The organism is Mesorhizobium sp. 2RAF45 (assembly GCF_052115225.1).
In the GTDB taxonomy this organism is placed as follows: Bacteria; Pseudomonadota; Alphaproteobacteria; order Rhizobiales; family Rhizobiaceae; genus Mesorhizobium; species Mesorhizobium jarvisii.
This window is the reverse complement of record NZ_JBFRGG010000009.1, coordinates 169,567-183,387: the sequence shown is the minus strand read 5'-3', so window position 1 is coordinate 183,387 and position 13,821 is coordinate 169,567. Positions and strand designations below refer to the sequence as shown.

At 65.4% G+C, this 13,821-nt stretch carries 13 protein-coding genes and 1 pseudogene; 1 reads left to right on the top strand and 13 read right to left on the bottom strand.

What is annotated here, in order from left to right; all coding sequences use genetic code 11:
* Nucleotides 1-3: 3 nt before the first annotated feature.
* A pseudogene (locus tag AB4Z43_RS22680) lies at nucleotides 4-851 on the bottom strand (sigma-70 family RNA polymerase sigma factor).
* On the bottom strand, nucleotides 851-1,327 hold the full coding sequence (locus tag AB4Z43_RS22675; RefSeq protein WP_069093325.1) for a carboxymuconolactone decarboxylase family protein: 477 nt from the start codon (nucleotides 1,325-1,327) through the stop codon (nucleotides 851-853). The pseudogene AB4Z43_RS22680 and the gene AB4Z43_RS22675 overlap by 1 nt, the downstream one beginning before the upstream one ends.
* A 199-nt stretch (nucleotides 1,328-1,526) precedes the next feature.
* Here AB4Z43_RS22675 and AB4Z43_RS22670 point away from each other — a divergent pair, with 199 nt between their 5' ends.
* Nucleotides 1,527-2,966 carry an FAD-binding oxidoreductase gene (locus AB4Z43_RS22670; RefSeq protein ID WP_019860053.1) on the top strand — a complete coding sequence of 480 codons (1,440 nt, stop codon included), beginning with the start codon at nucleotides 1,527-1,529 and terminating at the stop codon, nucleotides 2,964-2,966.
* Nucleotides 2,967-3,236: 270 nt separating this feature from the next.
* Here AB4Z43_RS22670 and AB4Z43_RS22665 read toward each other — a convergent pair whose 3' ends face one another.
* The 11 genes from AB4Z43_RS22665 to AB4Z43_RS22615 form a co-directional block, all read right to left on the bottom strand.
* Nucleotides 3,237-3,725: a response regulator transcription factor gene (locus tag AB4Z43_RS22665; RefSeq protein ID WP_064986423.1), complete on the bottom strand. Its 489-nt coding sequence runs from the start codon at nucleotides 3,723-3,725 to the stop codon at nucleotides 3,237-3,239.
* A 183-nt stretch (nucleotides 3,726-3,908) separates the two neighbouring features.
* Nucleotides 3,909-4,724, bottom strand: a complete 816-nt coding sequence (locus AB4Z43_RS22660; RefSeq protein WP_441938992.1) for a trypsin-like serine peptidase — start codon at nucleotides 4,722-4,724, stop codon at nucleotides 3,909-3,911.
* Entirely contained in the window at nucleotides 4,721-5,077 is a 357-nt protein-coding gene (locus AB4Z43_RS22655; RefSeq protein WP_441938991.1) for a hypothetical protein, read from the bottom strand. Before AB4Z43_RS22655 ends, AB4Z43_RS22660 begins: the two co-directional genes overlap by 4 nt.
* A 16-nt stretch (nucleotides 5,078-5,093) precedes the next feature.
* A complete protein-coding gene (locus AB4Z43_RS22650; RefSeq protein ID WP_441938990.1) occupies nucleotides 5,094-5,795 on the bottom strand; it encodes a hypothetical protein in 702 nt (233 codons plus the stop codon).
* 44 nt (nucleotides 5,796-5,839) lie between these two features.
* On the bottom strand, nucleotides 5,840-6,874 hold the full coding sequence (locus tag AB4Z43_RS22645) for a DUF4438 domain-containing protein (RefSeq protein ID WP_019860048.1): 1,035 nt from the start codon (nucleotides 6,872-6,874) through the stop codon (nucleotides 5,840-5,842).
* Nucleotides 6,871-7,707: a hypothetical protein gene (locus AB4Z43_RS22640; protein WP_441938989.1), complete on the bottom strand. Its 837-nt coding sequence runs from the start codon at nucleotides 7,705-7,707 to the stop codon at nucleotides 6,871-6,873. Before AB4Z43_RS22640 ends, AB4Z43_RS22645 begins: the two co-directional genes overlap by 4 nt.
* A 30-nt stretch (nucleotides 7,708-7,737) precedes the next feature.
* Complete coding sequence (locus AB4Z43_RS22635) at nucleotides 7,738-8,841, bottom strand: hypothetical protein (RefSeq protein ID WP_441938988.1); 1,104 nt, start codon at nucleotides 8,839-8,841, stop codon at nucleotides 7,738-7,740.
* A 104-nt stretch (nucleotides 8,842-8,945) separates the two neighbouring features.
* The gene (locus tag AB4Z43_RS22630; protein ID WP_441938987.1) at nucleotides 8,946-9,620 is read right to left on the bottom strand and encodes a hypothetical protein; all 675 of its coding nucleotides are present in this window, start codon (nucleotides 9,618-9,620) and stop codon (nucleotides 8,946-8,948) included.
* A 23-nt stretch (nucleotides 9,621-9,643) separates the two neighbouring features.
* Nucleotides 9,644-11,404: a hypothetical protein gene (locus AB4Z43_RS22625; protein ID WP_441938986.1), complete on the bottom strand. Its 1,761-nt coding sequence runs from the start codon at nucleotides 11,402-11,404 to the stop codon at nucleotides 9,644-9,646.
* An 11-nt stretch (nucleotides 11,405-11,415) separates the two neighbouring features.
* Entirely contained in the window at nucleotides 11,416-12,708 is a 1,293-nt protein-coding gene (locus AB4Z43_RS22620) for a hypothetical protein (protein WP_441938985.1), read from the bottom strand.
* Nucleotides 12,709-12,740: 32 nt separating this feature from the next.
* Nucleotides 12,741-13,790 carry a hypothetical protein gene (locus AB4Z43_RS22615; RefSeq protein WP_441938984.1) on the bottom strand — a complete coding sequence of 350 codons (1,050 nt, stop codon included), beginning with the start codon at nucleotides 13,788-13,790 and terminating at the stop codon, nucleotides 12,741-12,743.
* Nucleotides 13,791-13,821: the final 31 nt, after the last annotated feature.

Sequence of the window (13,821 nt, the reverse complement as noted above, 5' to 3'; positions counted from 1 at the left end):
CGCCTAGTGGAGATGTCTGAGCTTGTCGGGATTGCGCACGACATAGATGGCCGCGATCTTGCCGTCTTCGATGTCGAGTGCGGTGGTCTGGAATTCGCCATCGGCTTCCAGGGTGACGAACCCCGGCAACCCGTTGATGAAACCGACGCGGACAAGCTTCGAGCCATGCGTGCGCAACCAGGCCGCGACCTGTTCATACTGTCTCATGACGGCATCGAAGCCCAGGGCCGGCTGGGTGGCCGCCGGACGCTTGCCGCCACCGTCGGCATGGGCGATGACATCGGTCGCGAGCATGGCGCCAAGCGCCTTCATGTCGCCGCTGCGCGAGGCCTTGAAGAAGGCCTCGCAAGCGCTAGGCCGCGTTGCCTTTCCACCGTGAAGCGGGGCCGCGCCTCGCGGACATGGCCACGTGCCCGGGCCGCGAGCTGGCGGCAGGCCGCCGGGTCGCGCTCGATGGCGGCCGCGACCTCGTCGAACCCAAGCCCGAACACATCGTGCAGCAGGAAGGCCGCACGCTCGAGCGGAGACAGGCGCTCCAGCACCAGCATCAGCGGCAAGGTGACGTCCTCCACCTCGTCCTCTTCCACAACGGGATCGGGAAGCCAGGGGCCGACATAGGTCTCGCGTTTGCGTCGCGCGGATTTGAGCTGGTCGAGACACAGCCGCGTCACCGTGCGGCGCAGGAATGCCTCGGGCTCGCGCACCGCGGCGCGGTCGGCCTTCATCCAGCGGATGAAGGCCTCCTGCACGACGTCCTCGGCGTCCGACACCGAACCCAGCATGCGGTAGGCGACGCGCATGAGCTTGGGGCGCAGCCCCGCAGCGGCGTCGACAGGCGCTGAGCTCGCCATCACGCCGCGGCCACCCGGGCGGCCTTCACGGCAGCCGGGTCGGCATAGAGGCCGAAACCGACAGCGATACGGTTCCAGGCGTTGATGATGTTGATCGTCAAGGTGAGCTTGATCTGCTCCTCCTCCGTGAAATGCACCTTCAACTCGTCATAGGCGCTTGCATGGCTGGTACCTTCCGAGAGTCGGGTCAAGGCCTCGGTCCAGCCAAGTGCCGCGCGTTCGCGGTCGCTGTAGCAGGGCGCCTCGCGCCAGGCCGGCAAAAGGTAAATGCGCTGCTCGGTTTCCCCGTTCTCACGCGCCTCGGTGGCGTGAAGATTGATGCAGTTGGCGCAGCCATTGATCTGCGAGGCACGCAGCTTCACCAGTTCGGTGAGGCTGTGCTCGAGACTGGCGGCGGCGGAGAGCTCGATCGAAGAGCGTTGCCAGTTCTTCATCAGCGAAGGGGCAGCGGCGAAGAGGTCGATTTTTGCAGTCATGGTGGGCTTCCTTCTGTTGGTGCCGACCACATGACGAAGCAGCATCTGCCAGTGTGACATGCACGCCAGAATTTTCGTCCGTTGATGCGCGTCATTCGGCGGCCCACCGTCTGGCTCATAACTTGCGCGATGCCTAATATAAGAGCAGAATTGAAGGCGTTTGAAGGAGATCGGCTCATAAGCAAATCGGGAGGAAACCATGAACACCATGAGCCTCACCACGCTTGACCGCGGCAAGACGACAGTCGACGCTGCAGCCATCGAAGCGCTTTCGGCACAATTGCGCGGCACACTGCTTCAGCAGGGGGACGCTGCCTACGACGAAGCCCGCACCATCTGGAATGCCACGGTCGACCGGCGGCCCGGGCTGATCGTGTGTTGCGTCGGCGCCTCCGACGTCATTCGTGCCGTGAATTTCGCCAGGGAAAACAGGCTTCTCGTCTCCGTGCGCGGCGGCGGCCATAACATTGCCGGCAGCGCCGTCTGCGATGGCGGCCTGATGATCGATCTGTCGCCGATGAAGTCGGTGCGGGTCGATCCCGCCGCACGGCGGGCATGGGTTGGACCCGGCGCCACGCTCGCCGATGTCGACCGCGAAACGCAGGCCTTCGGGCTGGCGGTGCCGACAGGCATCAATTCGACCACCGGCATATCGGGCTTGACCCTGGGCGGTGGCTTTGGCTGGATCACCCGCAAATTCGGCCTGACCATCGACAATCTGGTCTCCGCCGATGTCGTCACCGCCGACGGCAAGTTGCTGCGCGCCAGCCAGACGGAAAATCCCGACCTGTTCTGGGCACTGCGTGGCGGCGGCGGCAATTTCGGCATTGTCACGGCATTCGAGTTTCAGCTCCACCAGATGGGTCCCCAGGTTCTGTCGGGGCTTGTCGTGCATCCTTTCGCCGATGCCGAGAAGGTGCTGGAGGAGTATCGCAACGCGCTCGAAACAGCGCCCGACGAACTGACCTGCTGGGTGGTCATGCGGCAAGCGCCGCCACTGCCCTTCCTGCCGGCGGAGTGGCATGGCAAGGATGTTCTGGTGCTGGCCATGTGCTATTGCGGTGATCTCCAGGCGGGTGAAAAGGCGACGAAGAAGCTTCGCGCCATCGGCTCGCCGATTGCCGATGTCGTTGGCCCCAACCCGTTTGCCGGCTGGCAGCAGGCATTCGACCCATTGCTCGCCCCCGGCGCCCGTAACTACTGGAAGAGCCACGACTTCACCGAGCTCTCCGACAGGGCAGTTGAGGTCGTCACCGAAGCGATACGTGAGCTTCCTGGCCCGGAATGCGAGATATTCATCGGCCATGTCGGCGGTGCGGCGGGCCGTGTGGCGCAGAACGCGACGGCGTTTCCGCAACGCAGCTCGCACTTCGTCATGAATGTTCATGCCCGCTGGCGCGAACCGGCAATGGACAGGGCCTGCATCGGCTGGGCGCGCGGCCTCTATGAGGCGGCCAAGCCCTATGCTGCCGGCACGGCCTATGTGAACTTCATGCCTGAGGACGAGGTCGACCGGGTGGAAGCGGCCTATGGCGGCAATTACCAGCGGCTTCTGGAGATCAAGCAGCGCTATGACCCGCTGAACCTGTTCCGCATGAACCAGAATTTGCGGCCGAAACAAAGCCAGCAGGCCGCCTGAGCCGCCCGCATGGCAGTGACGAAAAGCCCGCGTCTCCGCCACAGGCGTGGGCTTTCGCATGGCCATGGGTCTGGCTCTTCAGCGGCTCAGTTCACATGGACTGCCACCGCGTCAGGCGCTGGTCCTCACGAAACCGTCTCGGTCTCATGCGCGGGCAGCGCCGTCGCCAGCCGGTTCGCCCACTCCTCGATGCCGGCCCGGCTCGCCAGCAAATCCTGCCGGATCTCGACGAGGACGGCGGGGATCCCTCGAAAAGCCGTTCGACTGACCCTATCGCGCGTCTTGGCGAAAGTCCGCCCGACCCGCGAGCACGCAGGATGCAATCGCAGAGCGGCGACCGATATTCAGCTTCGCGAAAATCCGCCGGATATGCTCGCGTACGGTGTAGCCGCTGATGCCGAGCTGCCTTGCGATCTCCTTGTCGACTTTTCCGTCACTGATCAGCAGGGCTATCTGCAGCTCACGCCGGGTCAATATCTCGGCGGCCGAGAGCGGAAGATCGGCGGTGGCGCCCGGCATGCAGACGGCGTCATAGATCAGGTATTGCGTGCCGGCGCAGACGATGCGTCCTACTGGCCGGCGCTGATCTGCATGATTGTTTGGATCACCGCGATCGTCCGCGTAACGGATGGCGACCAGCGAATGGCCGTTCACGACAAAGCTCGAAGTATCCGTTTCCGGGTCGCACTCTTTTCGTGACGCGGAAATCTCATCAGCGAAGTCGGAAAGTCTCTGCAAGTTCTCGGCACGTGCAATCATGGCCGAACGCCCCAGTTGGCAGGAAACTCAGTACAATCACAAGCCCCTGGCGTCCCAACAAAACTGCCACGCCGCCGAACCCCGGCGCGACCAGTATGAATGCTGCATAGATAGTCTGGACTATAGCACTTTTCGAAATATTAGCATTCCAAAAATTATCGTTGGGTCGTCAATTTTCCCAGTTCAGCGCCTGAATCCGGCGCGGATCGAACGCAAGAGATCGGGGGTCAGCCTGACGCCCCGGTTGAACAGGCCCGCTGGGGCAAGCGGCACGCCGGGCCGGCATCCCCAGGCCCCACCCGAATGTGGACGTGGACCGGCGGTGTGAACCGCGATCACCACGGGTACGCCGGCCTGCTGGCGATGGATCGATACTGGAGCGCCGCTGTGCCCCGGACAGGTATCGACACTGTAGAAAAGCTGCCGTTCGGTGATCCGGTCCAGGCGCTCGGAATGCTCCCATTGCGTGCCGTCCGGCTTGTCGGCCGGATAACCCGAAATGTGCAGCAGACGCGTGGTGCGAAGCCGCTCGAGGTCCTGACGGTTCGGCGACCAGAGCTGGAAGTGTCCGGGCGATGGCGAAAACGGCCGCTCGAGTTCGATCAATCCAACATCGTGCAGGCCTGACGGACGGCGGCGGTAAGGCGGGTTGACGTGCCATTGCTTGGCCCATTGCCAGCCGAAGGGCCGCGCGTCACGCGAGGCCCGACCCGGCGTGACACGAATGCGCACGGCAAGATTGGGCAGGCCAAGCCGCTGACGGATCGGGCTGGTGATGCAGTGCGCCGCGGTCAACAGCCGCGTCGGCGAAATCAGGAAGGCGGTACAGCCGGTCAACCTGCCGTCGCCGAAATCGCGCTCGATGTGGCAGACCGCGCTGTGCGGAAAGCGGTTGGTGTGGGTGACCCTGGCGCGCCCGTCGGTCGGTCCAACCACCGCATAGTCCGCTTCGTCCGCTAGCCGGTCGAGTTCGAATGGCGCGGTCGAGAACAGCATCATGTCTCTTGCTCGTGTTCGGCTCCCGGCGAGGCGGCATCCGCCGGCATGGCTCCCGGTTGCGCTGCATCATCGATCCCACCTTCATGCGCGGGCTCTTGCGACGCCTCGGCCTGATCCGCGCCAGCACTTGCAGTGAGGCCAAGCAGGCCGCGCAGGCGCTCCATCAGAAGATGAGCCTCGTCGCCACGGCCTTCGAGATAGGCCGCCGCGCGATCCATGAATTCCTCGTCGGAGCCGAAGGGTATTTCAGCTGGGCGCGGCGACGCGGCGCGCAGCGCCTTGACCTCCTGAAGAACGATGGCGTCGAGGTCGGCCCATACCGACCTTGCATGAGTTGCGGCTTGCCCGTGCATGGGAATCTCCCTTGGTTCAACTGTTGCGCATCAGCGCCGTTTCATCGAATGTCGTGCTGTTGGGGTTGTAGAGCAGCGGGCGCTCCCGGTCCTGCAGCCAGCCTTCGTAGTTCCTGGCCCGCCTTGGATGCATGGCCTGGCGGGTGAGCCGGGCTGCCTGGACCAGGATCTGGCCCGGCTGCAGATTGCGGATCGCGGTGTTTACCCTGGGGTCGGCCCGGCTCGGCTGCCGGTAGTGTTCGACAATTCTCTGCGCGATCGAATTGTTGCCCTTGGTCATGCCGATGCTGAGCGGCCGGTCGCGGTCGATGCCGGCGCGGGTGATGCGATAGACCTGCGGCCCCGGTGCCAGGAACGGCCGCAGCAGAGCATCGACATATCCGCCCCGGCTCGCGGCGGTGCGCGCCGCGTCGATTGCCGCCAGCGAGACCGGCGGCGTCCAGCCGCGCCAGCCCGGCAGTTGTGACCCGCGCGCCCGCACCGAAGTCTGGCCGCGTGCCGGCCTCGGGGTGCGCCCGCGCCGTGTGGCTGTCTCGTCGAAGGAAGCGACGTCTCCGCAACTGCCGCAGCCGCAACTCGGAAAATGCCGGCGCCTGACCTCGACGGCGCGAAAGCCCTGCTGCCGGCGACAGCGCGCGCAGCCGCATGGCGAGCGGTGAGCGACTGTTTGCGCGGCCTCGTTGACCAGCGCGTCGAGTTGTTCGTCGAGATATGACATGCCGATCCCTTTCTCGTAACTCGTTTTTCCGCTCGGGCTCGGATCTAGCCGGATCCGGCCACCATGCTTGCGTCCGATGCCGTCGCCCGCCGGCGCAGCCTTGCCACGGTTCGTTCCCTCTGCTCGACGGTCGGCAAGGGAAAGGACGGCCGTGCCGGTCGGGGTGGGCGAATGTCCAGGTAGCGCGCGATGTTGGCGTCCGGGCTGAGCTCCAGCTGGAGAACAGAGGCCGGCGCCGAAAGCAGCGAGACGACGCCCGGGCCGTGACCCGCGACTGTGGAGTCGCTGTGCACGATGACGCCAACCGACACATGTCCTCCAAGCCGCGACCGGCCATAGCGGTTGTCGGCATCCATGATGCCGACAATGTCGCCGAAGCGCAGAGATCCGAGCTTGTAGCGCCGCACCATGCCGGGATCGGACATCTGGATGTCGTAGTCGCCGCGCAGCACATTGTTGCGGCCGAGGCCCGAGCCCATGACGCGGGCAGGGATGCGGTGCGTCACCTTGACGTGGATCCTGCCGTTGCGCTCGACCGGGCGCCAGCGCGCCAGCAGCCTTGGCGAGCAGTTCCAGATCGCGACGTCGGGATAGTCGGTCAGGCGCAGGCCAAGCCCGTAGGCCCAGACCTGGATGCGGTCGCCGATCGCCATCTGCCGCATCGCCGGCAGCGGAAAGTCGATCAGCACGGTGTCGACGCCGCCATGCTTGCCGGTCACCACGCCGCGTGCGCCGACCGCGCGTCCTGACGTGACGATGGCGTGGTTGCCGACGCAGGAATAGCTCTGCAGCGCCTGGTTGGCGGCGTCAGGGTTGCCGCCGGCGGCGCGCGCTTCGTTGCGGATCGACACCGCCGGTTCGACATGGTCGCCGGCCAGCCCGACACAGGGGTCGCCGACGCGATGGTTGAGCACGATGCCGCCGGTACCCGGCAGCGAGCGCGGCCTGCCGTCGTAACCGATGCGCCATGGTGTGCCCCTCTCGGTCGGCGATGCCACTTGTCCGGCGACGCTGATCATCACCAGGTCGCGCGCATTGGTACGCAGCCCATGCACCGGGTGGATGCGGGGCGGTTTCATGCCGCGGCCTCCGCCGGCACGACATCGTACCAGAGCGCGCAGGCATTGCGCCAGGGATCGTCCGGCGTCCCGTCATCGTGGTCGGCCGGATCTTCTAGCGCCCAGTCGGTCTCGCTCCATCCGTCGGGCAGCGCCAGGATGACCGGGGCGACCACCTGCACGATCGCCGCATTGCGGCCGCTCGCGGCGATTGGAGCCGCGGCGGGCCACAGCGCCGGGCCGGACCATCCGGGGGTTGCTCCAGGATGGCGTTTGGCGGGGAATGCCAGCCGCTCGAGATAGTCGCACAATGGCGGCCTGGCGCCGTCATTGCCGGCGATGGTGATAATGTAGGTGCTATCGGGCTGAAGCGCGGCGGAGAGCGCGATCACGTCGCGCGCGCATTCGTCGAGCGGAGCGGCGGTGCCGGCCGCATCGCCAAGACGTGTTTCAAGTGCGGCGCAGCAGCCTTCAAAGCGCGGTAACAGGGCTGTTTCCTCGCGCTCGGGCAGCGCGCTCTCATACTGGGCGTCGCCGATCCAGTGCACCCGCGATGACAGGCGGCCGTTCTGCCACGCCCGGCGCCACGGTTCGAGCTCCAGGGTCAATTCCCTGAGGATGGCATCGCGCGTGCCGGGGGCGAGCCAGCCGCCTCCCAACTGATCGGGCCGGCGCCGATAGTATTCGTCGTTGTCGAGCAAGGTGTAGAAGCCGCGCGGCAGCCACACCCGCGCTGATTGCGAAAGCGTTACCGTCACAAGCAGCCCCATCGGCGACAGCGCCAGCGGGGCGTCGATGACGATGTTCGGCGGCTTGGCCGCGAAACGCCCCGCAAGAGCAAGTTGGTGATCCATCGCAGACACCCTTCAGTCCCGGCGAACGGTTCAGGCGGCTATTCGCGACGCGGTGTTGCGGTTCAGCCCATATGACCAGTGCACCCGATCGCCGTCGAGGCCGGGGAAGCGCCGCCCTTCGCGTGTCAGCCGGTAGGCCGCCAGCCATGCGTCGGCCTGCGCGCCCATCTTCTTGGCGTCCGCGTCGAACTCCTCCGGCGTGATCGTCGTGCGGAAATCGTTCTCGGCGATGTATTGCAGGATCCTGCGCCCCGCATCGGCCATCTTGGCGCGTTCCGACATCTCGGTAGCGCCGCCCAGATGACGGTTGGCGACGGCTTCGATAACGTCCCATTTGGTGTTGGCGTCGAAGGATTTCTTGATGTCCGGTGCGTCGAACAGCTCTAAGATCTGCTGTACGTACTGTCCGGTTTCACGGGTCAGGGCCAGGATGTTGCCATAGCTCGAACGGTCGAGGTGATAGCGCAGGTCGGTGCCGACGCGCTGCACCGTGGCCAGCGCTGCGAAGGGCCGGTCGTTGATGGTGGAGCTGCCGCGAATAACCTGACCGATGGTCAGATCCTGGAAGTACTGCGACATCGCATTCATGAAGGCGACCAGCTGGAAGTGGAAGCTGCGGTTGACGATGGCTCCGGCGGGCACCGGGGCGCGACCGTAGTTGAAGACGCGTCGATAGGCGATCAGCCGGTCGCGGCGCTTGTAGCGGATGGGGCGCCATTTCTCGAGGATGTAGAGCCCGCGCGCGCCGGGGCCGCGCTGGATGCGGATCTGGCCGTTCTGGAACAGCCGGCGCAGCACATCGACCACCTGGAACAGCTTCATGCGGTCCATCTGGTAGATGTAGTAGAGCTCGGCCGATGCCTGAAGCTGCGGCGGTATGATCGATTCGTCGAAATCGTTGCGCAGCAGCGGCATCTGCAGCGAATCGAACGGCTTGATCGGTCCGTCGCCGAAGCCGACCAGGTCGGCGAAACTGGTGGTCTTGGCACTGGACGAGCGATCAAGTAGTTCCCCGTAACGACCCTCGAATTCGCTCTCGAAAGCGGCGCGGTCAGCCGGCGACAAACCCGCCAGCTCGTCCCTGAAGAAGCGCTGGAACAGCCGCTGGATGACCTGGTTGGATTCACTAGCCATAATCAGACCTCATCTTGCTCGAATTGGCTGCTCATAGTTCTCAGGCACTTGGTTTCTCAAGCACTTGGTTTCTCAAGCACTTGGGATCTCAGGCACTTGGGTTCTCAGGCACTTGGCGGCTGTTGGCCGCCGGACGCTGCGTCCTGGCTGGCGGCGATCGCGTTCATCACGGCTGGCGCGAGGTCGAAGAAGCGAACCAGTTCGCTATCGGTGACGACCGACGGCAGGCCGCCACTGAACGTGTTGGCATCGCGCAGGCGCTTGACGAACTCGTTGCGGCGATTCTCCTGCGGCTTGCCCTTCTGGAATGCCACGATGTCCTGCAACGACGCGAATTTTGCCTGGTTGAACCAACGCCCAGCGATCGTCCGGCCGACAATGTCGCCCGACGTGTCGACAGCGGCGGCATAGAGCGCCGTGACATTGTCCTTGTCGCGCAGACCAAGCGACTGCACCGTTTCATCCAACCTGTTGATCGCCGTGGTGATCTCGCCGAGCTTCTTGTCGATGGCTTCGCCATCGGGCAGTCCAGTCGCAATGGTTTCGATCGCGGCTATCAGCCGGTCGAAAATCTGCTTCGACCGTTTTCCATCGGGGAACTCCCTGATTGCGCTGGCAACGTCGCCGATGGCGGTCATGGTCCCGTCGCCGCTGGTGACGACCGTGTCGGTCAGCCTATCGATCGATTGCGGTGTCTCGGCCTCGATCTCGAAGCGGGCCTTGACCCCGGCGTGGAACTTGTTGGCCGGGTGGTAGGGAAACGGAATCTTCGCAGCCATTGTCGTGCTCCTCTCCTGCCAGCTCAGGCCGACCAGTAGTCGGGACGGTTCTGACCCATGCTCGCCATCGAGCTGGCGATCGGCGAGGGCATCTGGACCGGGCTCGGCAGATTGGTGCCAAGGCCGAACATATCCTGGAGGATCGCGCGGATCATCCAGCGGATCAGCGACTGATTGTTGCGGAAATTGAAGACGTTGAAGTCGCATTGCGGCGTCAGCGAACGCACCAGGCGTTCCGTCTGGTCCTCAGCCTGGTAGGCGATACGCAGCTCACGCACCATCAGCGACTTCAGGCCCGGGTCCCAAGCCCCAGGAGCGCCGAATGGGTCGAGCAACTCATCACGGATGACACCGAGCTTGTTTTTCAGCTTGTCGCTGAATTCACACAGAAGCACGCCCGGATTCTTCAACTGGTCGGTCAGGTCCAGCGCCGCGCCGATGGCGAGGCCAACGGCGGTAGCCCGCCTTTCCTGTTCGCCGAGGCCGTCTGGATCCGTGCCGACCGCATAGAGGTCGATCGCTCTGTCGAGCAGGAACAGCAGGTAATCCAGCAGCACCTGGCAGGAGATGTCGTCGTCATCGCAGCCGCAGCCGGCAAAGCAGTCGACCTGCTCGAGCAGGAAACCGCGCGCGATGGTCAGGTTCATCAGGCGGATGGCACCCTGGTCCGGTCCGCCGGCGCCGTAGAGGCCATAGACGATGATCGGCGGGCGCGCCACGTAGAGCAGCCGCGAGCTGCCTTTCGAGACGAAGGCGTCGACGAACAGCTGCAGGCTGGAGACGAATGCCACCAGCGGCGGCGATTCCGGCGGGCCTGAAGTGATCGGCACGTCGATCGGAACCGGGATGCTCTGGCCGAACTGGATCAGGCGCTGGAAGCGGTGGACCAGCATCGCCGACGCGGTCGACAGCTCGCGCAAGCCTTCGACGCTTGCTCCGGTCGAGAGGTCGACAAGGTCGTCCATCGCTTGCGACAGTGCGTTCTCTTCCAGCAGCGCGCGCAGATCAGCCTGGCCGCCGGCCTCCAGCTGCTGCACCAGATTTCGGTAGGCCTCGATGCCGCGCGGCCAGTCTTCCTGGCCAAGCGTGCTTTCGACCGAACCGGTCAGGCTGCGCAGCGCCATGATGACGGCGTTGCGGCGTGCCTGCAGTTCTCCGGCGGCCGAACGCACGATCGAGGTGCTGCGGGTGATGCCGTTGGACGCCAGCCCCTCGCCGATGGCGACAAGAATGAGCCCGGCCAGCACATCGCAGCTCTGGGCAAACCGCCTGAACAGGATGGCGCTGCCGTCGGTGAGCGTGCCGACATAGCGCGCCAGGCGCGAATACTCGCCGAGCTGGCGGCGCGCCGACATGGCACGGTCGTGATTGACCGAATCGAGAGCGAGCCTGGCGGCAGCCAGCCCATCATTGGCGAGCTGCCGGATCGAGCGGCCCCAGCCGATCATCTCGATGCGGATGTCCTTCAGCGGCGAGGAGGTCGAAAGCGTCTGCAGGTCGCGTTCGAGATCGTCCTGCGCCTGTGCCATCTCGACGGAAGACGGGCCCGTGTTGCGGGCTTGCGGCACATGGTCGGGCACGCTCGAATAAGGCAGGCCGGCTTGTTCGCGTCGATCCCTGTCTGCTTCCTCGGGATAGAAGTTCAAGAGAGCGTTGGCGATCTGGTCGGGATCGCGCGGGTCACTGACGCGAAGCGTCTTGCGCAGCAGATTGTCCACGGCAACCGTGGCAGGAGACCGAAATTTCGAGACCGGGCTGGCGGCGGCTGTAAATACGTCGACCATGACTTCTCACCTCATGCAACGAGTGCGGCTGGGGACGGTTGCGCAGTAGGCCGTCGGTTTGCCTGACGCTGGGCCAGGTTTCTGATGACAAGCTTTGCAATGGCGTCCGGTTCGGCGCCGGCCTCCAGCGCGAAACGGCTGGCCGACACAAGAAAACGTGGCGGCAGGTCGGGCACTTGCCGCGCCGCGATCTGGATTCCGCCACGGCGGATGCGGGCTTCGTCGGCGCGCGTGAAAGGGATGGCGTCGGCCAGCGCGTGCTGCCCAAGACCCCGGCGCGGCTGGTAGGCGATCTCGTCGACCACCGCCGGAACGACGCGAGGAACCGAAGCAAGCAGGACCGGAGGCAGCCTGTGGCCGCGCGCCGGATTGTAAAGGCCACGCCAGACGCGTTCGGCGCGCGCCGCCTCGGCGGCAAAGCCCATGCGACGCAACATCTCGGTCAAGATCAGAACCCGGATCCAGCCGGTTGGATGCGCCCCGCCGGGGCGATAGGTGAGGGCCCGCGCGCCAGGATGGGCGAGGAATTCCATCATACCCCAGAGCGACGCGGTGCCGCCGAGCAGCAGTGCGGCGAGGTCGGCGAAGATTTCCTTGTGCCAGCGGCGCAGGATCGTCACCACCAACGGGTCGAAACGCATCGAGGCCAGGCGGTTGGCGACCGCTTGCGCGTTCTCCTGCCATAGGCCCATGTCGGCCTGCAGATTGTGGGCGACCTCGTGCAGGAAGACCGACTGCCAGGGATTGTCGCGATCCCACGGAATGCGGATCACCGGGAACGGGTTGCTGTCGCCGAGCAAGCGGGCAAGGGCGACACCGCGACGCTGCGTGGCAGGCGAATAGCCGTGTTCCATGTAGGTCAGCGGTTTGAGCAGCGGGCCGCCGAAGACGCCCGGCAAGGCCGCGCGGACGACCGTGTAGCAGTCGAGGGCGATCGCATCATGGGCGGCGAGCGCCGGCGCGAAGCCCGAGCCGCGCTGCGACATCACCTCGAAGAACATGCCGAAGGTCCGGCGCAGCCGATCGATCCTGCGGTCGAGCATCGCCATCTGGGTGAGCGCGACCTCGGCCGTCGCGGGCGGCCAGACGCGCTCGATCTCGGCGATATGCCGGTTGATGGCGTTGCCGATGGTCGCCAGCCGCTTGTTGGCGGCATGGAAGTGAGCCCGCGACGGCGCATAGGGCAGGTCTTCGGGACGAAGTCCGATGCGCCTCGGTGTCAGGCGGTTGAGGCGTTGTGCGCGAGCCTTCAAAGCCCGCAGCTTGGTGTCCAGGAACCGCCTGGTCGAAGAACCCGTGCGCATCGCCGCGATCCTTCTTGTTGCACCGACTGGGTTTAATTGGGCCGGATGGTGATGCTGACCGGACCGCGGATCACGATACGCCGCCGGCGCCCGTGATTTGGGCCATATCCGCCAGTCCAACCGCCTGGCCATCCGCCGGCAGTCCGCCCCAAGGCCCGTCCGGCGATACGCGCCAGGTTGCGTCCAGGGGCCATGCCGGCGCGAACCGCCGCCGCGGTGCGGCGCACGATCTGGCGACCAGCCGGCAAGGGCCTGGTCAACTGCCGGCGCAGGCCGTGCCCGCGCGCCGCGACACGGCGCGCGGTACGCGCCAGGACCAGCGGCCGGACAGACGCCGGGGTGCGGCGCGTCACGGCCGTTCGGCGGACGCTGTTGGCGATGCGCGGCAGAGCGCGGATCGCTGTCGGCCCGCCACGATTGACGAGCTGGGTGGCGGCGCGGCGCACGGTGCGAACCGCCTGGGTGCGTGCGGCCGCGGGCATGCGCACCGCCACCGGGCCAAGCACTCGCCTCGTCGCAAGCGCGGCCACAACGGGAATGGCGGCACGATTGCGCACCGCGAGCTCGGCGAAGGCGTCAAGCGCCTCGTCCTCGGAGGCTTCGTCCGCCATCAACTGGCCGACGACATTGGCGATGCCACCAATCGCGGTGCCGTAGCCGGGAATAAGGCTGGCGACTGGTGCCACCGCGCGAGCAATGCGTCCAATTGTGGGAGCGGCACGCCTGACGGTGCGTACGACGCCGCGCACGCCGCGGGCGATGCGACGGAAGAACTCGTCGCTGTCTTCAGCCGCAAGCGCGTAGCTCATGGCCTGGTCCCAGGCATCGTCGTCGGACTCATCGCCTTCATCGAAACCGTCGCCTTCGTCGAACTCCTCACCGGCATCGAATTCGTCGCCGGCGTCCATCTCGTCGAAGCCCGAGGCCTCGAATTCGTCGCCTTCGTCGAACTCGTCGCCTTCGTCGGCCTCATCGAAGCCGTCGCCCTCGTCCATTTCGTCGAATTCGTCGTAACTGTCGGCAGGGCCTTCCGCTTCATCAAAGGCAAGGTCGTCGAACATCGATTCGTCATACCCGTCCATCTCGAGATCTCCTCTTGAGCGATCGGCCCCT